Consider the following 20,219-nt stretch of genomic DNA (forward strand, 5'->3'; position numbering starts at 1 on the left):
CTCACTGCTGCTCGAGCGTGATGTTGCTGAACTGCGCGGTCCCGTAGTCGACGAGGGCGTTGTCGACCCTGCCGCCGTCGATCGCGAACCCGATGTAGAAGGAGCGGCTCGGCATCATGATCTTTTCGTAGCCGAAGCGGTCCCACTTGACCTGATCAGTGGAGATGAAGGCCTCGAACTCGACCTCTCTGGCCTGCGGGCGCTCGCGCCGGAGCAGCCGCAGCCAGTACACCTTCGTGGGGTCCAGGTAGCTCCCGTCCCACGGCCACGGGCCGACACTCGGCACCGAGCCGTCGGTCTGGATCCGGATCGCCTGCGCCTTCATGCCGCCGTCGTCGGTGGCGGTCGGCGCGGCGCTCGCGTTGTCGTTGACGGTGCCGTACCCGCCCGCGACACCGAAGCCGATACCGCCGTACATGTACGGCGCGGCCGGGTCCAGCGAGTCGCGGATCATCAGGCCCGCGGTGAGTCCGTTGGCGATCTTGCCGAGCTGGTCCAGCCGCGCGGTGATCCGCGTGACCGCACCCGCACCGCCGACCTGGAGCTTGCGGTACACGTAGTGGAAGTTGCTGGTCCGCCCGTAGATCCGGCCGGAGCCCTTGATGGTCAGCACTCCGCCGTCCAGGCTGCCGGAGCCCGGCACCGGCGGCTTCCCGATCGACGCCGACGTCCAGCCCGGCGTACCCAACTGCTTGTTGACGTGCACCTGGACAGCGGTCGACTGGGTCGCCGTACCGTTCTTGTCCGTGGCCCGCGCAGTGATCCAGTAGGAGCCGTCGGCGACGTTCTTCCATTGGACCTGGTACGGCGCACTCGTCGCAGCGCCGACGATCTGGTCGCCGACGAAGAACTCGACCTTGGCGAGCTGCCCGCCCTTCGCGGGGGATGCGTCGGCCTTGATCGTCACGGTCGGCGCGGTGCGACCGGCGACCGTCGTGTTCTGCGCCGGGCTGGTGATCTGCACGACCGGGTTGCCGATCGGGTCCGGGACCAGCGAGTTGAGGTAGTTCTCCAGGTAGGTGTAGCCGTTCGGGGCGATCTTCTGCGCGTCCGACGGGTCGTTCGGGTCGAGGCCGTTGGCCTTCTCCCACCAGTCCGGGATGCCGTCGTGGTCGGAGTCCACCGGTGCCTCGGTCTGGACGAGCTCCGGGTAGCCGCCGACCTGCTTCTGCGAGTTGATCAGCCGGCCGGTGCCGTTGCGGACCTCCTCGACGACACGGGCGTCGGCGGCGTCGCGCTTCGGCAGGATCGCGCCGGCGTTGGCCAGCACCGCCTCGTACGCCTTGCTCGCCGCCTGCAGGTCGCCGCGGCCCGGGATCGGCTGCGGCTCGGCCAGCTCGACGATCCCGCCGATCGGGTAGCGGATGCCGCGGCGATTGTGCGTGGTGACGTCCGGGTGGCCCTCGACCTCGTTGCCGGCGACGTACCACTGGCCGCCGCGGTTCGCGCTCACCACGACCGGTGCGACCTCGTCCAGCGTGGTCGGGCCCGGCTTGTAGAAGTTGTTCATGATGTTGATGCCGTTGGCCCACTCACCGCCGTACACCGACGTGTACCCGTGGTCGTAGATCACATTGTTGTAGTGGTCGACCTCGAGGTTGATGCCCTCGGTGTAGCCGAAGCGCGGCTGCCGTCCGCCCTGGTGGGCGACCAGATTGTGGTGGTACGTGTTCCGCTCGCCACCCCAGATACCGCCGTACCCGTGCCGGTTCTTCGGGTGCGCGGACAGCGCCAGGCCCTCGGAGACGATGCACCACTGGACGGTGACGTCGTAGTTCCCGTACGGCGACAGGCACTCGTCGACCGCCCAGCTGAACGAGCAGTGGTCGATGATCAGGTTGCGGATCTCCGGGCTGACCGAACCGGGCACGTTGGTGTTGAACGAGTCGTCCGCGACCGCGTACAGGTCGCCGAGCCGGAACCGCAGGTAGCGGATCACGATGTCGTGGGCACCGCCCTTGATCCCGGTGCTGTGACCCGACAGGCAGATGCCGCCACCAGGCGCGGTCTGTCCGGCGATGGTCAGGTTGTTGCCGGAGATCAGCAGCTGGGTCTCCAGCTTGATGGTGCCGGAGACCCGGAACACGATGGTCCGGTCGGAGCCGGAGACACCTTCACGGAGCGAGCCGGGTCCGGAATCGGCCAGCGTGGTGACCTCGTACACCGAGCCGCCGCGGCCGCCCTTGGCCCACATGCCGGCGCCCTCGGCGCCGGGGAAGGCCGGCAGCCGGTCATCGTTCACGCTCGTCGCGGCGGTCTTCGCAGCGGTGGCCGTCGGCGTGATGCCCAGCGACGCCACACCGATGGCGGCTGCGGTCGTCCCGACGAATCCGCGCCGGGACCAGCCCGGTGGAGTGAGAGGGGGAGTTTCGGTCATCGTCCATGCCTCGCTTTCGGCAGGGGGCGGCGGCTGCTGACATGCGCAGTCTGAATATCTAATCAAGTCCGAATGGAACGACGGCCCTCATGGTCACGGAGGTCACGAAGCCGTGTCAAGAGCATGACGCGCAAAAACCGCAATCGTTTGCACTCGGTGATTCTCGTGGCCGCAATCGTTTGCACGAACCCTTGCCTGGACGTCCGCGACGATGGTTACCTTGCCACCATGCCTTTGCGCCCCCTCCCCCTCGGCAGCACGAAACTCACCGGCGGGTTCTGGTTGAACCGGCAGCGGATCAACCGGGAGACGACCATCCCGGCCGCAGCTCAGCGCCTCGAGGAGGTCGGCACGCTCCGCAACTTCCGCCGGGCCGCGGACGAGCAGACTGGTGGCTTCGCCGGGAAGTTGTTCGCCGACACCGATGTCTACAAGTGGCTTGAGGCGGTCGCCTGGGAGCAGGCCCGGGAGCCGTCGACTGACCTCGCTGACCGGCAGTCCACAACGAGCGCGCTGGTCGCCGCAGCGCAAGACCCCGACGGGTACCTCAACACCTACACGCGGCTCGCACTCGACGGGCAGCGGTACGGCGACCTGGAGAAGGGGCACGAGCTGTACTGCGCGGGACACCTGCTGCAGGCGGCCGTGGCACAGGTACGAGGGACCGGCGATCGCACCTTGCTCGACGTGGCGTGCCGGTTCGCCGATCACCTGTGCAAGACGTTCGGCCCGGGGCGGCTGGAAGGTATCGACGGGCATCCGCTGATCGAGATGGCGCTCGTCGAGCTCTACCGCGAGACCGGTACGGCGGCGTACCTCGAGCTGGCGTCGTACTTCGTCGAGGCGCGTGGGCGCGGGCTGCTCACTCCCCCGGGTCACCACGGTCCGGCGTACTTCCAGGATCACCTGCCGGTGCGGGACGTTCGCACGATCGCGGGGCACGCGGTCCGGGCGCTCTATCTCGCGTCCGGTGCGACCGACGTCGCGGTGGAGACCGGCGACGCCGAACTGCTCGACGCGTTGCAGGCGACGTGGTCGACGATGGTCGAGAGCCAGACGTACCTGACCGGTGGCGTCGGGGCGAGGTGGTACGGCGAGGCGTTCGGCGACCCGTTCGAGCTGCCGCCGGATGCGGCGTACTGCGAGACCTGTGCCGCGATCGCGAGCGTGCAGTGGAGTTGGCGGCTGCTGCTCGCGACAGGGGAGGGCAAGTACGCCGACCTGATCGAGCGGACGCTGTACAACGCGGTGATCTCCGGGGTGTCGCTCGACGGTGACCGGTTCTTCTACGTGAACACGTTGAAGGTGCGGAACAACGCCTTCGCCGACGATCAGCGGTCCGCGGTGGGTGGGCGGCAGCCGTGGTTCGGTACGGCGTGCTGCCCGCCGAACGTGATGCGCACGCTGTCGTCGCTGGATCAGCTGATCGCGACCTCGGACGACGACGGGGTGCAGGTACAGCTGTACGCGCCGGCGGCGGTGAGGGTCGGTCCGATCGGCTTCGAGGTTGAGACCGAGTATCCGTGGCACGGGACTGTCCGGGTGCGGATCACGTCGACGCCGGACACGCCTTGGACTCTCGGTCTGCGGATCCCGGCGTGGGCGGAGACTCATCGGCTGACGGTCAACGGGTTCGAGGGACCGCTGCGGCGGGTGTGGGCGGTGGGCGACGAGGTCGTGCTGGAGTTGCCGGTGGCGGCCCGCCGTACGACGCCTGACGAGCGGATCGACTCGGTGCGCGGCTGCATCGCGATCGAGCGCGGCCCGTTGGTGTACTGCTTCGAGCAGCAGGACGCAGACGTCGTACTCGACTCGGCGGCCGTGGTCGCGGGCGAGCTGATCGAGCACGAGCAGCCGAACCTGCTCGGCGGCGTGACCACGGTCGACGTACCGACGCGGAACGGCACGCTGACCGCGATCCCCTACTACGCCTGGGCGAACCGGGAAGTCGGCCCGATGACCGTATGGATCCGGGAGGACGCGTGAACTACTGGGAAGACCCGGGTCCTGGCTCCGGCGTGCTTCCTCCGCGAGCCGCTGTGCGGTCGGATGCGCCTCGGTTGAGTCTGAACGGCCAGTGGCGGTTCCGGTTGTCTCCCTCAGTGGGCGACGCCGGGTTCGAGGAGGTGGACTTCGACGACTCGGACTGGGACGTGCTGCCGGTGCCTTCGTCGTGGCCGATGCACGGGCACGGGAGTCCGGCGTACACGAATCAGAAGTATCCGTTTCCGGTCGATCCGCCGTACGTGCCGGACGAGAACCCGATCGGCGATCATCGGCTGGTCTTCGAGCTGCCGGAGTCGTGGAGTGGTTCGACGGTCCTGCGGTTCGACGGCGTGGACTCGTGCGCGCGGGTCTGGCTGAACGGGGTCGAGCTCGGGGTGACGCGAGGTTCGCGCCTGCCGGCCGAGTTCGCGGTCGGCGGCGTACTGCGGCCGGGGCGGAACGTCCTGGCGGTGCGAGTGCATCAGTGGTCGTCCGGTTCGTACCTCGAGGACCAGGACATGTGGTGGCTGCCGGGGATCTTCCGGGACGTCACACTGATCGCCCGGCCCATCGACAGCATGGACGCGGACGTGTTCGTGCACGCGGACTATCGGGACGGCGCCGGCGTGTTGATGGTCGAGTCGGCGCCGGGTGCGGTGGTGCGGATCCCATCGCTGGACGTCGTGGTGCCCTGCGGCGAGACGGTGACGATCCCGGGTGTCGAGCCGTGGTCGGCCGAGGTACCGCGGTTGTACGACGCGGTCGTGGAGTTGCCGGGCGAGCGGGTCGCGCTGCGGATCGGGTTCCGGACGGTGGAGATCGTCGACGGCGTACTGCGGGTCAACGGGCGGCGGATCCTGTTCCACGGGGTGAACCGGCACGAGCACGATCCCGTGTTCGGTCGCGCCGTACCCGAGGAACGGTTGCGTGCGGAGCTGCTGGTGATGAAGCGGCACAACATCAACGCGATCCGGACCAGTCACTACCCGCCGGACACGCGGCTGCTGGAGTTGTGCGACGAGCTCGGGTTCTGGGTGATGGACGAGTGCGACTACGAGTCGCACGGGTTCATGCTGCTCGACTGGCAGGGGAACCCGGCCGACGATCCGCGGTTCCTCGACGCGTCGCTGGACCGGATGCGGCGGACCGTCGAGCGGGACAAGAACCACCCGTGCGTGGTGATGTGGTCGCTGGGCAACGAGGCTGGCGTCGGGTCGAACCTGACCGCGATGGCAGCGTGGACGCGGGATCGGGATCCGTCGCGGCCGTTGCACTACGAGGGCGATCTGTCGTGTGCCGATGTGGATGTGTACAGCCGGATGTACGCGTCGCACGCCGAGGTCGAGGCGATCGGGAAGCGCGCCGAGAAGCCCCTGGACAATCCGGTGCTGGATGCGCGGCGGCGTTCGATGCCCTTCGTGCTGTGTGAGTACTCGCATGCCGGAGGCAACGGTCCTGGCGGGTTGCCCGAGTACGAAGCGCTCTTCGACACCTACGAACGCTGCCAGGGCGGGTTCCTGTGGGAGTGGATGGAACACGGCATCCTGCGAGCGGACGGTTCCTACGGGTACGGCGGTGACTTCGGTGAGGAACTGCACGACGGTACGTACGTCCTCGACGGGCTGGTCTTCCCCGACCTGACCCCGCAGCCGGTGCTCGCGGAGGTCCACAAGGTCTACGAGCCGGTGCGCTTGTCCGTCGCCGGCGACGTCCTCACGATCACCAACCGGTACGACGTGCTGAACACCTCCCACCTCTCGCTCCACTGGGAGGCTGCCGACGAGGGCGAGGTAGTTGCCCGCAGCCCCCTCCCCTTCCCGGTGGTCCCGGCCGGCCGGTCCGCGACCGTACAACTTCCGGAGCTCCCGGCCCTTGAGAACCGCGAACGCTGGCTGACAATCCGCGCCGTACTCACGAACGACAGCCCCTGGGCACCCGCCGGCCACGAGGTCGCCTTCACACAGACCCGCCTCGCACCGCCCGACCTCACCACCCTGCCTACCGCCGCCGCGGGGCAGCCGACTCTCACGCCCAATCGCAGGGGTGGGGAGGTCGCCCTTGGCCCGGGGCGGTTCGACGGGCGGACCGGGCGGTTGGTGGGGCTTGGCGGGTGGGCGATCGAGCATGTTCCGCTCGAGCTGTGGCGGGCGCCTACGCAGCATGATGCTCGGACCTGGGATGCGACGACACTCGACCGCAAGACCCGGTGGGCGAATGCCGGGCTGGATCGTTTGCGGTACCGGACCGTATCCGTCGAGGCCTCAGGTGATGAGTTGGTCGTGGCAACGATGGTGGGGGCTGCGGCGACGGATGCTCGGGTGCTGACGACGTACACGTGGAGGACCGACGACGGGCGGTTGACGGCGGAGGTCGACGTGGAGCCGTTGGGTGAATGGATGGTGCCTTGGGCTCGTCTCGGAGTGACGTTCGGTGTGCCGGCGGGCTTTCACGGCCTGACGTGGTTCGGGCTGGGGCCGGGACAGGCCTACCCGGACTCCCGCTCGGCAGCGCGGATCGGCCGCTACACAAGCACGATCGACGACTTCCAGGTGCCGTACCTGTACCCGCAGGAGAACGGCGCCCGCGGCGACGTCCGCTGGGCCGAGCTCTCCGGCCCAGCCGGCAAACTCCGCCTGACCGGCGACCCACACTTCAGCCTGACCGTACGCCGCTGGACGATCGCCGAGCTGGCCGCCGCCGACCACCCAGCCGACCTGCACCCAGGCGACCGCGTCTGGATCACCCTCGACGCCCTCCACCACGGCCTCGGCAGCCCCACCAGCGGCGCACCGATCCTGCCGCCGCACGACCTGCAACCGCAGAAGCACACCTTCAGGTTCAGTTTGGGAAGCTGATCCACGTCCCGGCCAACGGCTGCTGCCCGATCCCCGGCTTCGACCAGTCGCAGACCCCGCTCGGGAAGATCGCCAGCAGTTTGTGCCACTGTGCGTCGGTGAAGCCCGGGTAGTCCGCTCGTGCCGGTGTGCGGAGCTTGCACTTGATCACGTCTGCCGCTACACCTGCTCCGGCCACCTCGCGCGGGAAGGAGGCGGACGGGAACAGCTTCTCGCAGCGCGACTCCGGGTCCCGGTTCAACGGTTGCGCGACGAAGCCCTCGGGAGCACGGCACCCTTCGACCAGACCGGACGGCCGCGCCGCCACGATCTTGTCGATCCGGGGACGGGACGTGGTGTCCGCGGTCAGTTGCGTCAGCCAACGATCCATCTCGTCGATCGCGTGCTGCAGCAGCGGGCTCGACGTGCTGAACAGTCCGTACGTCGCGTCCTCGAGCAGACTCACCTGGTTGGCCGCCGTGCCGTTCGCCTTCTGCAGCCGGGCGCGCATCGAGAACGTGTGGTACCGGACGTGGATGTCGCCGTACGACTGGGTGTCGGAGTACGCCCGGTAGTCGATGATCGGCACGTCCTTCAGCCCGCCCCCGCCGTACGTCAGCCGCCCGGTCCGGTACGCCGCACGCACAGCCTGCGGATCCGCCACGGTCCGGGACGGCACCAGGTTCGCGTCCGCGTCGAACCCACCGACCCGCTCGTTCAGGTCGAGGAACTGGGCCGGTGTGATCACCCCGGACTTCAGCACCTTCAGCCCGTACTGGACGCCGACGTTGTCGAGCGGCCGGCGGGCGAACCCGGTCGACGGATCCGCGCCGTACGCGTTGATCGTGTGGTCGAAGACGTCGCAGCGGGCGCCGCGTGGGTTCGTCGCGGGGTCGTAGCGTTGCGCAGGCGGGAGATGGGAGCAATTGAGCCGCGGATCGATCCGGTTCGCGCTCACCGCCATACTCGGCAGCGTCGCGTACGTCTGGAAACCGGCCACCTGACGCTTCTGCTCCTGCGTCCACTGGAGGTTGGACTTGGTGAAGTACGAGTCCAGCAGCCACGAGTCGCTGATGAACGAGACCGTGCCGAACCCGACCTCCGGGAACGAGCAGCCGACGACGATGCCGTCGAAGATGCCCGGGTAGTTGTCGGTGATCTGATGCGCCTGGTACGAGCCGCCGGAGCACCCGAAGCCGACCGTGAAGTCCGGCCGTCCGTAGTGCTCGACGAACAGTTCCTTCGTCATCATCGCGGACTCAGCCGCGGTCAGGTCGTTGCAGTTCTGCCCGAACACGTTCAGAGACGACGACATCAGCGCGTACCCGCGACCGAGCAGGAACGCGTCCGTCACCCCGCCGGTCGTTGTACCCGACCGGTACCAGCCGCCGGCGCATCCACCGCCGAGCGTGAAGATCGCCCGGCCGTTCCAGCTGTGCGATCGCCGTGTCGGAGTGGGCGCGGCCGAACGCAACGGGTCGTGCAGCATGCTCGTCTGGACGACCGCCCGGTTCGCGCTCCCGGTCTCCATGCGCACGATGAACGGATCACCAGAGTCCGTCTTCGCGAGATCCGCCGGGTACGACGTGGCGCCTGCCGGCCACTTCACGAACGGGCCCGCGGTGGTCCGGTAGAAGTAGTCGACCCGCGGCGCGACCGTGCAGTCCGCGTCCAGCGGAGCGCCGAGCGTGCCGCCGATCACCGGAATCGTGAACGTCGCCGTCTCACACACGAACGGCTGCTCGTGCGGCCCCGAGAACACCGGCCCCTGCCGCGGGTAGTTCCGCACCTCCAGCGTCGTACTGCGTCCGTCCGACTCGGCGCGGAGGAGGTTCGAGCCGAGCCGCAGGTTCCCGACCAGTCCGGTCAGCCCGTCCCCGTCCGCGGTGAACACCGACGACACATCGACGCCGTTGAGAGTCACTCGAACGCGGTCATCCGGCGCATCGACATGGACGAGCGCATCCCCAGCGGTCACCTTGTCCGGCCGGCTCGACAGGATCTCCAGCGTCACCTCCCGCGACGCCAGCGCCGGAACCGCGGGAAGCACCAGTGCACCGACAAGCAGACCGACAACCAGACGAACCGACCGCGAACGAATCACAGGTCCTCCAAGGCTCAGGCGGCAACAACCTCGCAGACACCGGCAAGCATGTGCTTGTTTATACCCACATTCGGTGAATGTGTTTCATACAACCCGATATCAACCACCCGACACCTCCGCGACGACGATGACAGGGTGCCGGCCCGCAACTGTGACGTCGTACCACGCCCGAACCCGCCAGCCACGGCCCAGTCCCGCTGCCTGCTCCGGGGTGAGGATCGCGACCAGCCGTCCGTCGAGCACCTGTCGCCACGCGCGGAGGTACGGCGCGAGGTCGCCGATCCGGACCCGCCTGTTCCACGGCGGGTTCGTGATGATGCGGTCCGCACCGGTCGTGAGCCTGCGGCTGTCTGCGCACCTCCACTCCATCCGCCTGCCGGCAGCGTTCGCCCTGGCTGCGGCGATCGCGGCCGGGTCATGGTCCAGGCCGACGTACTCCGCCTGCGGCTCGAGCAGCTGCGCCTCAAGCAGCAACGTCCCGGCTCCACAGAACGGATCGAGTACGTTCTGCCCGGGTTCGAGCTGCGCAAGCCGGGCCATCGCGGCGGCCACCGGCGGATGCAGGCTCCCCCGCACGGTCCGTCCCCGCCACGGCCGCCGATGGAGCGGTACGGCGTACGGGCGCAGACCGACCCACATCGTCTTCCCGTCCAGTACGACGCGCCACTCGGTGCGCTCGTCCGGTGGGGCGATGCCGTGTCGTCGCGAGTGGTATCGGCCGCCTGTCAGGTGCGACAGCTGCTGCCCTACCAGGTCTTCGACGTCGTAGCGATTGAAGTTCCGCAGGCCCTGGAACGACGCCGACACCGCGAAGTTGCTGCGATCACGCGGCGGCTCCACTGCCCGGCGAAGGGTGTCGGCCGCCCCAGCAAGCGCGGTCTTCGTGTGTCCAGGATCCGCAATCGCGGCGTACACGACGAACAAGTCGTCCGCCAACCGTGGCGGCGACCCGGTGATCGACCCCGTGATCGATTTGGGGGCCGGCTCGACGACAACCTGTCGCTTGCCGACCTCGACGACCCGATGCCCGGCGACGGCCAGTTCCTCGGCCGCCAACCACTCCAACCCCGTGACGGTCCGCACCAGCACCAACTGCATGGAGAATCTCCCGGATAGCACCCGGGAACAACCAACCGGTCACTCCCGCATCGCTGACCGCGGGAAACCTCGCACAGGCCAGCGGAAGCTAGGTCCTGTCTGGTGATCCAGCGCCGTAGCGAGGAGGTGCTCGGTGCGGTGCATCGGCGTGCGGGGGCGAAGGTCTCGATGCGGAGCATCGTGGCCTTTGCACCCGTGCGGCGAGGTGCCGTGCCGAGTGCCCCGCAGTAGGCCCTGGATTACCAGACAGGACCTACGCCCACGCGGAAGAAGTATGTCTCCATGGACGGAGATGATGGCACGCAGCGGACGCCACGGCCCACCGAATTACCGTTCGCCGCAGATCACGGACCACCGATCGATGGGACCGGACGCAGTCTTGAGTAAGCACCCGTGAATGGTTTCAACTTCAGGTGGTCGCTCGGCGGCCTGCTGTGAGCAGAAATCCGTCCCCGCCCCGGAGGTTTCTCGTGCACACCAAGCTGTCCTGGATCGGTCGGCGCGCGCTACTCGTCGCAGCCGTGTTCCTCGGCGTCTCTCCCCTCGCACCCGCGCAGGCCACACCCCAACAGATCACAGCGACTGTCCAAAGCGCGCCACACGGCGCCGAGGTCGTCGCGGTCCGGCAGGTCGCCGACCGGATGACCGACCTGACCGTGCGGTCCCGGGCTCTCGGCAACCGCACCGTCAACGTCCGCCTGCTCACGCCGGACGGCTGGAATCCGGCCGACCGCCGTCAGCACTGGCCGACGTTCTGGCTGCTGCACGGCTGCTGCGGTGACTACACGTCGTGGTCCGGCACGGACATCGCGAAGATCCCGAGCCTGCGCAAGGTCCTCGTCGTCATGCCTGAGGCCGGCTGGAACGGCTGGTACAGCAACTGGTGGAACTACGGCGCCGGCGGAGACCCGGCGTGGGAGACGTTCCACACCGTCGAGCTGGCGCACCTGCTGGAACACGACTGGGGCGCAAGCTCGAACCGCGTTGTGGCCGGCCTCTCGATGGGCGGCCAGGGAGCCCTGCTGTACGCCGCGCGCCATCCCGGCATGTTCCGCGCGGCCGCGGCGTACTCCGGCTCGGCCCATCCGCTGCTGAACGACGAGTCGATCAAGCGGATCATGGGATTCTTCGCCGGGCAGGGCAACGACCCGCTCCGGGTCTGGGGAGACCCGGTCGCGCAGCGCCGGATCTGGGAAGCGCACGACCCGTACTACCTGGCGCACCGGCTCAAGTCGCTGCCGGTCTATCTCTCCTGCGGCGACGGCACCGCCGGACCGTTCGACCCGCCCGGGAAGACGGACGCACTGGAGGCCGACTTCAACCGGCAGAACCACGCCCTGGCAGCTCAACTGGAGCAGCTCGGCGCGAAACACCTGACGACCAACTTCTACGGACCGGGCACGCACGCGTGGGCCTATTGGCAACGCGAACTGCACGCCTCCCTGCCGATGCTCCTGAAAGCCCTCGACGTCAGCTAGCAGGAACACCTCGACCGCAACTACCGAGTGGACGGGATGGTGGCGAGTAGGGCGCGGGTCTCGGCTACGACGCGATCGCTGAACGCGGGATCGCGGACCTGCGTTGAGCCGAGCATGGGCTTGCCGCGCTCGTCGTAGTAGACGCCCGACGCGTCGGAGTCCGCGGTCAGTACGTCGGTGATCACTCGAGCAGCACGCTTGGGCGTGCTCCAGTACTTGATCATCGGCGCCAGCGGTGAGAGGACGTACCTCGACACGAACACCAGCACACGACCGGCGTCGCGACCGAGGCCGCTGCCGGGGCTGAAGCCGGGCTCGACCGCGTTGAAGCGCAGTCGCGGCATCTCCCGTGCGAATGCCAGCACCGTGGCGAGGTTGCCCTGCTTGGAGGTCGCGTAGGCGTCAAGACCCTGTCGCGAGGCGCCGCCCGGTTTCCACTCGCCTCGGGCACTCGCCTCCGCCGAGAGATAACGTGCGCCACGAAAGCCGGCCATGACGGCAGGACGGCGCTCAGGGTCCTCGACGCCGGAGCAGACGAACACGACGTTGGCGCCATCCGGCAGGTGCGGCGCCAGCGCCTCGGTGAAGGCGAACGGGCCGAGGTGGTTGGTCGCGTAGGTCAGGTCCCAGCCCTGCGGCGATGTGCGGCTCTCGAGTGGAAAGACACCGGCGTTGTTGAGCACGCCGGTGATCGGCAGGTCGAGGGCAACGATCTCCTCGGCAGCGCGCCGTACGCTCTCGATGTCGGAGAAGTCGGCGACGACCGGAACCGCGTGTCCGCCGCTCGCCTCGATCTGTTGCTCGACCACGGTGAGCTTGACCGGATCGCGTCCGACGAGCACGACGGTGCCGTACGCGGCGAGTTCGAGGGCGGTACGTCGGCCGATCCCGGACGTCGGCCCGGTGATGATCCACGATGCGTTCTGCGCTGTCATACGACGAGTCTCGGTCGGTGGTCAGCGCTCGAACAGTCGTCCGGTTTTCGTAGGACTGCCAGGGCCAGGACCGGCGCTCACTCCACCAACTGCTGGGTGCCGAGGACGACGGCAAGGGCCAGGCGCTCCGCGTCCTAGGTACCCGGCTCGGCGGTGTACATCATGAGCCGCACATCGTCAGTGGCGACGAACAGCACGTCGCAGTCGAGAGCGATCGCCCCGACGGCCGGATGGTCGACCACTTTCCGCTTCGACGGCTCGGAGTGTGGCTCCGGCTCGTCCCGCGCCCAGAGGTCGGCGAAATGTGGACTGTTCGCGGCGAGCTCGCGGACCAGCGTGCGCAACTGGCGGTCCGCCGGGTAGCGCGCCGCGGTCCGGCGCAGGTCGGCCACCTGCCCGGCCAGCAGCTCCGCCTTCTCCTCCGGCGAATGGACGACCCGAGTACCAGGACCGACGAAGTTTCGCCACAGCGCGTTCCGCTCGAGTCCGTGCCACGCGGTCGTCTCGCCCATCAACGCGTCGTACGGCGTATTCGCGGCGAGGAGCGTCCACGTCGCGTCGTACACGGCCACCGGTGTGTCCGCCACCCGATCGAGCAGTCGCTGGACGCTGGCACTGATCCGCGACGGCACGACGTCCGGGCCCGGCGCCGAAAGCCCGGCCAGCTCGAAGAGCAGGTCACGCTCTGGATCGGAGACCCGCAGCGCCCGACCCAGCGCCTCGACCACTTGCGGCGACGGAGACGTCGCCCGGCCTTGCTCCAACCGGGTCAGGTAGTCGGTCGAAATACCCGCCAACCCGGCGAGCTCTTCTCGCCGCAGCCCGGTCGCGCGGCGACGGCTGCCCGGCGGCAGACCCACCGCGCCGGGCGTGACCCGGTCGCGCCACCGACGTACCGCACGACCGAACTCCCACGCTTCCACCACTCCAGTGTGCTCGTCCACGAGCTCGTTATCGTGGCCCTGACACTCCTACGACGAGCGGGTTACAGGTAGGTCTGGGTGCTCGGTGGGGCGGATTCCATCCAGGCCAGGACGCCGGTGAGGGCTTCTTCGGTCATGGCGAAATGGACGGTGCGGTCGCGGAGGTCGGCGTCGACGATGACGTGGCCGGCGTACGTGACCAGAGGCTCGTTGCCCATCGGGCGGCGGGTGGTCACGCCTTCGAGCTGGCGGCGGTTGACGACGAGTTTCGGCCACCAGGCGAGGCTGAAGACGCGAAACCACTGCAGGTCGTCGCCGACGTAGCGGGCCAGCCCGAGCGCCCAGCCGCGGCCGTGTTCCTTCTCCGCGAGTTGCAGGCTGCAATCAAAAGTTCCGCCGTCCCTGGACAACCAGCGACGGCGGAACGCGACAAGAACGATGAACAGTACGGCGGCAAGCAGACAGACCCCGATGACGTCGAGGACTGTCCTCATACCTTGCCGACCCCATTTCCGGTGCCCGTGTTCGGTACTTGCCCCGGGCACCCCGGAGAAACCGTGCTGTCAATGACGATATTCGATTATGGCAGGTCGGGTTACGACGTCTGCTCGGCGGCCCGGACCCTGGCCTCGGCGAGTCGCACCTCGTCGGCGTCGGCGTCGGCCAGGCCGGCCGCCAGCGCCTGATCGAGCTCGCGACGCGCCTCTTCGAGGTCGATGTCGTGACCCATCTCGGCGTTCTCGGCCAGGATCGAGACCCGGTCGTTCGCCACCGAGATGAACCCGTCCGGCGCGGCCGCGACGAAGTACTCGTCGTCGACGGTCCGCACCTGGACGGTGCCGCCCTGCAACAGGCCCAGCAACGGCGCGTGGCCGGGCAGGATACCGACGTCACCGTCAGTGGTGCGGGCGATGACGATCTTCGCCTGCCCCTGCCAGACCGTCCGCTCCGCCGCGACGAGGGCTACCTCGAGGTGCTTCGCGGAATCGTCGGCCATCTCAGTTTTCCTTCTGCAGCTCGGCCCACTTGCGCTCGACGTCGTCGAGCGAACCGACGTTGAAGAACGCCTGCTCGGCGATGTGGTCGCACTCGCCTTCGGTGATCTTCTTGAAGGACTCGATGGTGTCCTTCAGCGGCACCGTGGAGCCCGGGATGTTGGTGAACTTCTCCGCCATGTAGGTGTTCTGGGAGAGGAACTGCTCGATCCGGCGCGCCCGCGCGACGGTGATCTTGTCCTCTTCGGAGAGCTCGTCGACACCGAGGATGGCGATGATGTCCTGCAGTTCCTTGTTCTTCTGCAGGATCTGCTTCACCCGGACGGCCACGTCGTAGTGCTCCTGGCCGATGTACTGCGGGTCGAGGATCCGCGACGTCGAGGTCAGCGGGTCGACGGCCGGGTACAGACCACGCGACGCGATGTCACGGGAGAGCTCGGTGGTCGCGTCGAGGTGCGCGAACGTGGTCGCCGGCGCCGGGTCGGTGTAGTCGTCCGCGGGCACGTAGATCGCCTGCATCGAGGTGATCGAGTGACCCCGGGTCGACGTGATCCGCTCCTGCAGCACGCCCATCTCGTCGGCCAGGTTCGGCTGGTAACCGACCGCGCTCGGCATCCGGCCGAGCAGCGTGGAGACCTCGGAACCGGCCTGGGTGAACCGGAAGATGTTGTCGATGAAGAGCAGCACGTCCTGCTCCTTCACGTCGCGGAAGTACTCCGCCATCGTGAGGGCCGACAGGGCGACGCGCAGCCGGGTGCCCGGCGGCTCGTCCATCTGACCGAAGACCAGCGCGGTGTCCTTGAAGACGCCGGCCTCTTCCATCTCGGTGATGAGGTCGTTGCCCTCACGGGTCCGCTCACCGACGCCGGCGAACACCGACGTACCACCGAAGTTGTGGGCGATCCGGTAGATCATCTCCTGGATCAGAACGGTCTTGCCGACACCCGCACCGCCGAACAGGCCGATCTTTCCACCCTGCACGTACGGCGTGAGCAGGTCGAGCACCTTGATACCGGTCTCGAGCATCTCGGTCTTGGACTCGAGCTGGTCGAAGGCCGGCGCCTTGCGGTGGATCGGCCAGCGCTCGGCGATCTCGAACTCGGACTCGTCCTGGTTCAGGCACTTGCCGGTCACGGACCACACGCGGCCCTTGGTGACGTCACCGACCGGCACGGAGATCGCCGCGCCGGTGTCACGCACCTCGGTGCCGCGGACCAGGCCGTCGGTCGGCTTCATGGAGATCGCCCGGACGATGTTGTCGCCGACGTGCAGCGCCACCTCGAGGGTGATCGTCTGGGTGAGGTCGCCCAGGGTGATGTCCACCTCGAGCGCGTTGTACATGTCCGGCATCGCGTCCGCTGGGAACTCGACGTCGACGACCGGGCCGATCACCCGGGCGACGCGACCGATGCCGGTGGCACCCGCCTCGTTGTTCTTCTCGGTAACCGTGGCAGTCATCTCTCTCACTCGCTCCCGGCGTTCGCGTCGGCCAGCGCGCTCGCGCCGCCGACGATCTCGCTGATTTCCTGGGTAATTTGGGCCTGGCGGGCCTGGTTCAGATCCCGCGTGAGCTGCTCGATCAGGTCCTGCGCGTTGTCCGTCGCCGACTTCATCGCCCGCTGGCGGTTGGCCAGCTCGGACGCCGCCGCCTGCAGCATGCAGTAGTGGATGCGGCTGGCGACGTACTTCGGCAGCAGTCCGTCGAGCACCTCTTCGGCCGACGGCTCGAACTCGTACAGCGGCAGTACGTCGTCGGCCGCCGGTGCTTCCTCGCCCTCGACGACCTCCAGCGGCAGCAGGCGGATCACGTCCGCGCGCTGGGTGAGCATCGACACGAACCGGGTGAAGACGATGTGGATCTCGTCCACGCCGCCCTCCTCGGTCGGGGTCAGGAAGGCCTCGATCAGCGCGTCGGCGATCTCCCTGGCCCGGGCGAAGCTCGGGTTGTCGGAGTCACCGGACCACGACTGCGCGATCTCGCGCTGCCGGAACGTGTAGTACGCGATGCCCTTGCGGCCGCTGACGTACGGGACGATCTGCTTCTCTTCCTCGCGGAGCAGCTGGTTCAGCCGCTCCCCTTCGCGGATCACGTTGGCCGAGTACGCACCGGCCTGACCGCGGTCGGAGGTGATCAGCAGCACCGCGGCACGGCGCGGGTTCTCCTTCTCGGTGGTCAGCGGGTGGTCGACGTTCGAGAACGTCGCCACCGCCGACACGGCGCGGGTGAGCTCACGCGCGTACGGACCGGCCGCCTGGGCGCGTTGCTGCGCCTTGACGATCCGGGACGCCGCGATGAGCTCCATCGCCCGGGTGAGCTTCTTGATCGTCGAGACCGAGGCCTTGCGATCGCGAAGCTCCCGCAGATTGGCTGGCACGGTCGATCAGCCCCGCTTCTGCTTGACGATCTGCTCCTGCTCCACGTCGCCCTCGTCCATCGCCTCGGCTTCCGCCTCGGTGCCGAGCAGCGTGCCCTCGGAGGTCTGGAACGTCGGCTTGAACGCCGCCAGCGCCTCGGTGACGGCCTGTGCCTCGTCGTCGCCGAACAGCCCGGACTCACGGATCGCGTCGAGCACCTTGCTCTCGCGGCGCAGGTAGTCCAGGAAGTCCCGCTCGAAGCGGAGCACGTCGTCCACCGGTACCTCGTCGAAGTGGCCCTTGGTGCCGGCCCAGATGGAGACGATCTGGTCCTCGACCGGGTACGGCGAGTACTGCGGCTGACGGAGCAGCTGCACCAGGCGCTGACCGCGGTCGAGCTGGCGCCGCGAGGTGGCGTCCAGGTCGGACGCGAACATCGCGAAGGCCTCCATCGCGCGGAACTGCGCCAGGTCGATCTTCAGCGAGCCGGACACGTTCTTCATGCCCTTGACCTGCGCGGCGCCGCCGACCCGGGAGACCGAGATACCGACGTCGATGGCCGGCCGGATGTTGGCGTTGAACAGGTCGGACTGCAGGAAGATCTGGCCGTCGGTGATCGAGATGACGTTGGTCGGGATGAACGCCGACACGTCGTTGGCCTTGGTCTCGATGATCGGCAGACCGGTCATCGACCCGGCGCCGAGCTCGTCGGACAGCTTCGCGCAGCGCTCGAGCAGGCGGCTGTGCAGGTAGAAGACGTCACCCGGGTACGCCTCGCGGCCCGGCGGGCGGCGCAGCAGCAGCGACATCGAGCGGTAGGCCTCGGCCTGCTTGGTCAGGTCGTCGAAGACGATCAGCACGTGCTTGCCCTGGTACATCCAGTGCTGGCCGATCGCCGAGCCGGTGTACGGCGCGACGTACTTGAAGCCGGCCGGGTCGGACGCCGGGGAGGCGATGATGGTGGTGTACTCCATCGCGCCGGCCTCTTCGAGCGCGCCGCGGACCGACGCGATCGTCGAGCCCTTCTGGCCGATGGCGACGTAGATGCAGCGGACCTGCTTCTTCGGGTCGCCGGACTCCCAGTTCGCCTTCTGGTTGATGATCGTGTCGACCGCGATCGCCGTCTTACCGGTCTTGCGGTCGCCGATGATCAGCTCGCGCTGGCCACGGCCGATCGGGATCATGCCGTCGATCGCCTTGATACCGGTCTGCAGCGGCTCGCGGACCTCCTGGCGCTGCATCACGCCGGCGGCCTGGAGCTCGAGCGCGCGGTCGCCCTCGATGCCCTGGATCTCGCCGAGGCCGTCGATCGGCTTGCCCAGCGGGTCGACGACCCGGCCGAGATAGCCCTCACCGACCGGCACCGACAGCACCTGACCGGTACGGCGGACCTGCTGGCCCTCCTCGATCCCGTCGAACTCACCGAGGACGACGACACCGATGTCGCGGACGTCGAGGTTCAGCGCGATACCCCGGGTGCCGTCCTCGAACTCGAGCAGCTCGTTGGTCATCACCGAGGGCAGGCCCTCGACGTGCGCGATACCGTCACCCGCGTCGACCACGGTGCCGACCTCTTCGGCGGCGGTGTCGGCCGGTTGGTACTCGGTGACGAACCGATCCAGGGCGTCCCGGATCTCCTCCGGCCTGATCGTGAGCTCAGCCATTGTGTTTCCTGCTTCCTTGACCCTTGCTGGCCTGTTGTGGCTCTAAGAGGCTTTCCCGACCCTTAGCGCCGCTGTATGTCGTTAAGGGGGTTCAGCCCGCGATGCGCCGTTGCGCGTCGTCGAGCTTGGCCGCGATGGTTCCGTCGATCACTTCGTCGCCGATGTCCACCCGGACGCCGCCGACCACACCTCTGTCGACGATCACGTTCAGCTGGATGTCCCGGCCGTACTGCCGGCCGAGCGCCGCCGCGAGCCGGGTGCGCTCCGCCTCGGTCAGGTCGGTGGCCACCCGCACGGTCGCGATGCTGGCGTTCCGCCGGGCCGCCGCGGCGACCTGGTAGGACCGCATCGACGCCGCGAAGGAGCGGCCGCGGCCGTCCACGGCCCGCTCGGCGAGCCGCATCGTGGTGGCGTCGGCCTTGCCCTGCAGCAGGCCGCGGATCAGCTCCTGCCGGTGCTCGGCCGGGATGCCCCGGTCGCCCAGCTTCTCGGCCAGGGCACGCTCGGCGGAGACCACCCGGTCGAGCCGGAACAGCTCGTCCTCGACCTCGTCCAGCTTCCGCCGGGTGTCGGCGTAGGCCACCTCGGCCTCGACACTCAGCTGGTCCAGGGCGTTACCCAGGTCCCGGCCGCTGACCCAGCGACCGGACACCGCGACGGACAGGATCTCCAACGCCTGGGGGGAGATCTTGCCGCCGAACAACTGCTCGGCCAGTGCGGACTTGGTCCGGGCCGGCCGCGCCGGGTCGGTCAGGGCGCGCCGGAGCGCGCCGCTGCCGTCCAGCAGCTTGGCGATCGAGAACAGCTCGCCACCCAGGCCTTCGGCCGGGGTCGCACTCGCCAGGGCCTGCTCGGCCCGGGCGAGTGAATCGTTCGACGCGCCGCGCATCAGCCGTCCGTTCCGACAGCCTGACGGGCGGACTCCGAGGATTCCAGCTCGGCCAGGAACCGCTCGACGGTCCGGCGCTGCCGGGCCTCGTCCTCGAGCGACTCGCCGACGATCCGGCCGGCCAGCGTGGTCGCCATCGTGCCGACCTCACCGCGCAGCGAGGCCACCGCCTGCGTCCGCTCGGCGTCGATCTGCGCGCGGGCGTGGGTGACGATCCGCTCGGCCTCGGCGTTCGCCTGCTCGCGCATCTCCGCGATGATCTGGGCGCCCTGCTCGCGGGCGTCCTCGCGGATCTTCGCAGCTTCCTGCCGGGCCTCGGCCAGCTGCGCGTTGTACTTGTCCAAAGCCGCCTTCGCCTCGGCCTGGGCCGCCTTGGCCTCGTTCATCCCGCCTTCGATCGCCGCGGTCCGATCGGCGTACGCCTTCTCGAACTTCGGTACCACGACCTTGGCGAAGGCGATGGCCAAGAGGACCAGGAAGACGAAACCGAAGATGATCTCAGCCGTGTGCGGCAGCAGCGGGCTCGGCGCCTCGTCCGCGGCCTCTGTCAGCGGCAGAAGTAACGTCAGCATGTCTGGGTC

15 protein-coding genes are annotated in these 20,219 nt (G+C 68.4%); 3 read left to right on the forward strand and 12 right to left on the reverse strand.

The window, feature by feature from the left end; translation table 11 throughout:
• Position 1: 1 nt before the first annotated feature.
• Positions 2-2,377 carry an Ig-like domain-containing protein gene (locus EV137_RS39030; protein ID WP_134133167.1) on the reverse strand — a complete coding sequence of 792 codons (2,376 nt, stop codon included), beginning with the start codon at positions 2,375-2,377 and terminating at the stop codon, positions 2-4.
• 228 nt (positions 2,378-2,605) lie between these two features.
• Here EV137_RS39030 and EV137_RS39035 point away from each other — a divergent pair, with 228 nt between their 5' ends.
• Together EV137_RS39035 and EV137_RS39040 are read left to right on the forward strand one after the other, a co-directional pair.
• On the forward strand, positions 2,606-4,363 hold the full coding sequence (locus EV137_RS39035; protein WP_134133169.1) for a glycoside hydrolase family 127 protein: 1,758 nt from the start codon (positions 2,606-2,608) through the stop codon (positions 4,361-4,363).
• Complete coding sequence (locus EV137_RS39040; RefSeq protein ID WP_255517882.1) at positions 4,342-7,218, forward strand: glycoside hydrolase family 2 TIM barrel-domain containing protein; 2,877 nt, start codon at positions 4,342-4,344, stop codon at positions 7,216-7,218. The genes EV137_RS39035 and EV137_RS39040 overlap by 22 nt, the downstream gene beginning before the upstream one ends.
• Here EV137_RS39040 and EV137_RS39045 read toward each other — a convergent pair.
• Positions 7,202-9,301 carry a DUF6351 family protein gene (locus tag EV137_RS39045; protein WP_202871342.1) on the reverse strand — a complete coding sequence of 700 codons (2,100 nt, stop codon included), beginning with the start codon at positions 9,299-9,301 and terminating at the stop codon, positions 7,202-7,204. The two genes, EV137_RS39040 and EV137_RS39045, sit on opposite strands and share 17 nt — an antisense overlap.
• Positions 9,302-9,400: 99 nt before the next feature.
• Complete coding sequence (locus EV137_RS39050) at positions 9,401-10,399, reverse strand: methyltransferase domain-containing protein (RefSeq protein ID WP_134133172.1); 999 nt, start codon at positions 10,397-10,399, stop codon at positions 9,401-9,403.
• A 470-nt stretch (positions 10,400-10,869) separates the two neighbouring features.
• Between EV137_RS39050 and EV137_RS39055 the strand changes: the two genes are divergently transcribed.
• The gene (locus EV137_RS39055) at positions 10,870-11,877 is read left to right on the forward strand and encodes an alpha/beta hydrolase (protein WP_134133173.1); all 1,008 of its coding nucleotides are present in this window, start codon (positions 10,870-10,872) and stop codon (positions 11,875-11,877) included.
• 20 nt (positions 11,878-11,897) lie between these two features.
• Here the strand turns inward: EV137_RS39055 and EV137_RS39060 are convergent, their stop codons facing one another.
• The 9 genes from EV137_RS39060 to EV137_RS39100 all read right to left on the reverse strand — a co-directional run bounded on the left by EV137_RS39060 (position 11,898) and on the right by EV137_RS39100 (position 20,210).
• A complete protein-coding gene (locus EV137_RS39060) occupies positions 11,898-12,812 on the reverse strand; it encodes an SDR family NAD(P)-dependent oxidoreductase (RefSeq protein WP_134133174.1) in 915 nt (304 codons plus the stop codon).
• Positions 12,813-12,946: 134 nt separating this feature from the next.
• Positions 12,947-13,735, reverse strand: coding sequence for a helix-turn-helix transcriptional regulator (locus EV137_RS39065; RefSeq protein WP_134133176.1), 789 nt, complete (start codon positions 13,733-13,735; stop codon positions 12,947-12,949).
• Positions 13,736-13,797: 62 nt separating this feature from the next.
• On the reverse strand, positions 13,798-14,229 hold the full coding sequence (locus EV137_RS39070; RefSeq protein ID WP_134010651.1) for a DUF2550 domain-containing protein: 432 nt from the start codon (positions 14,227-14,229) through the stop codon (positions 13,798-13,800).
• A gap of 101 nt (positions 14,230-14,330) precedes the next feature.
• The gene (locus EV137_RS39075) at positions 14,331-14,732 is read right to left on the reverse strand and encodes a F0F1 ATP synthase subunit epsilon (RefSeq protein WP_133788046.1); all 402 of its coding nucleotides are present in this window, start codon (positions 14,730-14,732) and stop codon (positions 14,331-14,333) included.
• Position 14,733: 1 nt separating this feature from the next.
• Entirely contained in the window at positions 14,734-16,188 is a 1,455-nt protein-coding gene (atpD, locus tag EV137_RS39080; protein ID WP_134010649.1) for a F0F1 ATP synthase subunit beta, read from the reverse strand.
• Positions 16,189-16,193: 5 nt separating this feature from the next.
• The gene (locus EV137_RS39085; RefSeq protein ID WP_134010647.1) at positions 16,194-17,105 is read right to left on the reverse strand and encodes a F0F1 ATP synthase subunit gamma; all 912 of its coding nucleotides are present in this window, start codon (positions 17,103-17,105) and stop codon (positions 16,194-16,196) included.
• Positions 17,106-17,111: 6 nt separating this feature from the next.
• The gene (gene atpA, locus EV137_RS39090) at positions 17,112-18,749 is read right to left on the reverse strand and encodes a F0F1 ATP synthase subunit alpha (RefSeq protein WP_134010645.1); all 1,638 of its coding nucleotides are present in this window, start codon (positions 18,747-18,749) and stop codon (positions 17,112-17,114) included.
• Positions 18,750-18,840: 91 nt separating this feature from the next.
• Positions 18,841-19,638 (reverse strand): F0F1 ATP synthase subunit delta, encoded by a 798-nt coding sequence (locus EV137_RS39095; RefSeq protein WP_134010643.1) that lies wholly within the window; start codon positions 19,636-19,638, stop codon positions 18,841-18,843.
• Positions 19,638-20,210 (reverse strand): F0F1 ATP synthase subunit B, encoded by a 573-nt coding sequence (locus tag EV137_RS39100; RefSeq protein ID WP_134010641.1) that lies wholly within the window; start codon positions 20,208-20,210, stop codon positions 19,638-19,640. The genes EV137_RS39095 and EV137_RS39100 overlap by 1 nt, the downstream gene beginning before the upstream one ends.
• Positions 20,211-20,219: the final 9 nt, after the last annotated feature.

It is taken from the genome of Kribbella pratensis, assembly GCF_004366075.1.
Classification (GTDB): Bacteria; Actinomycetota; Actinomycetes; order Propionibacteriales; family Kribbellaceae; genus Kribbella; species Kribbella pratensis.

Coding starts and splice junctions, on each gene's coding strand:
- EV137_RS39030 (WP_134133167.1), bottom strand. CDS start 2,377: ATGACCGAAACTCCCCCTCTCACTCCACCGGGCTGGTCCCGGCGCGGA.
- EV137_RS39035 (WP_134133169.1), top strand. CDS start 2,606: ATGCCTTTGCGCCCCCTCCCCCTCGGCAGCACGAAACTCACCGGCGGG.
- EV137_RS39040 (WP_255517882.1), top strand. CDS start 4,342: ATGGATCCGGGAGGACGCGTGAACTACTGGGAAGACCCGGGTCCTGGC.
- EV137_RS39050 (WP_134133172.1), bottom strand. CDS start 10,399: ATGCAGTTGGTGCTGGTGCGGACCGTCACGGGGTTGGAGTGGTTGGCG.
- EV137_RS39060 (WP_134133174.1), bottom strand. CDS start 12,812: ATGACAGCGCAGAACGCATCGTGGATCATCACCGGGCCGACGTCCGGG.
- EV137_RS39070 (WP_134010651.1), bottom strand. CDS start 14,229: ATGAGGACAGTCCTCGACGTCATCGGGGTCTGTCTGCTTGCCGCCGTA.
- EV137_RS39075 (WP_133788046.1), bottom strand. CDS start 14,732: ATGGCCGACGATTCCGCGAAGCACCTCGAGGTAGCCCTCGTCGCGGCG.
- atpD (WP_134010649.1), bottom strand. CDS start 16,188: ATGACTGCCACGGTTACCGAGAAGAACAACGAGGCGGGTGCCACCGGC.
- atpA (WP_134010645.1), bottom strand. CDS start 18,749: ATGGCTGAGCTCACGATCAGGCCGGAGGAGATCCGGGACGCCCTGGAT.
- EV137_RS39095 (WP_134010643.1), bottom strand. CDS start 19,638: ATGCGCGGCGCGTCGAACGATTCACTCGCCCGGGCCGAGCAGGCCCTG.
- EV137_RS39100 (WP_134010641.1), bottom strand. CDS start 20,210: ATGCTGACGTTACTTCTGCCGCTGACAGAGGCCGCGGACGAGGCGCCG.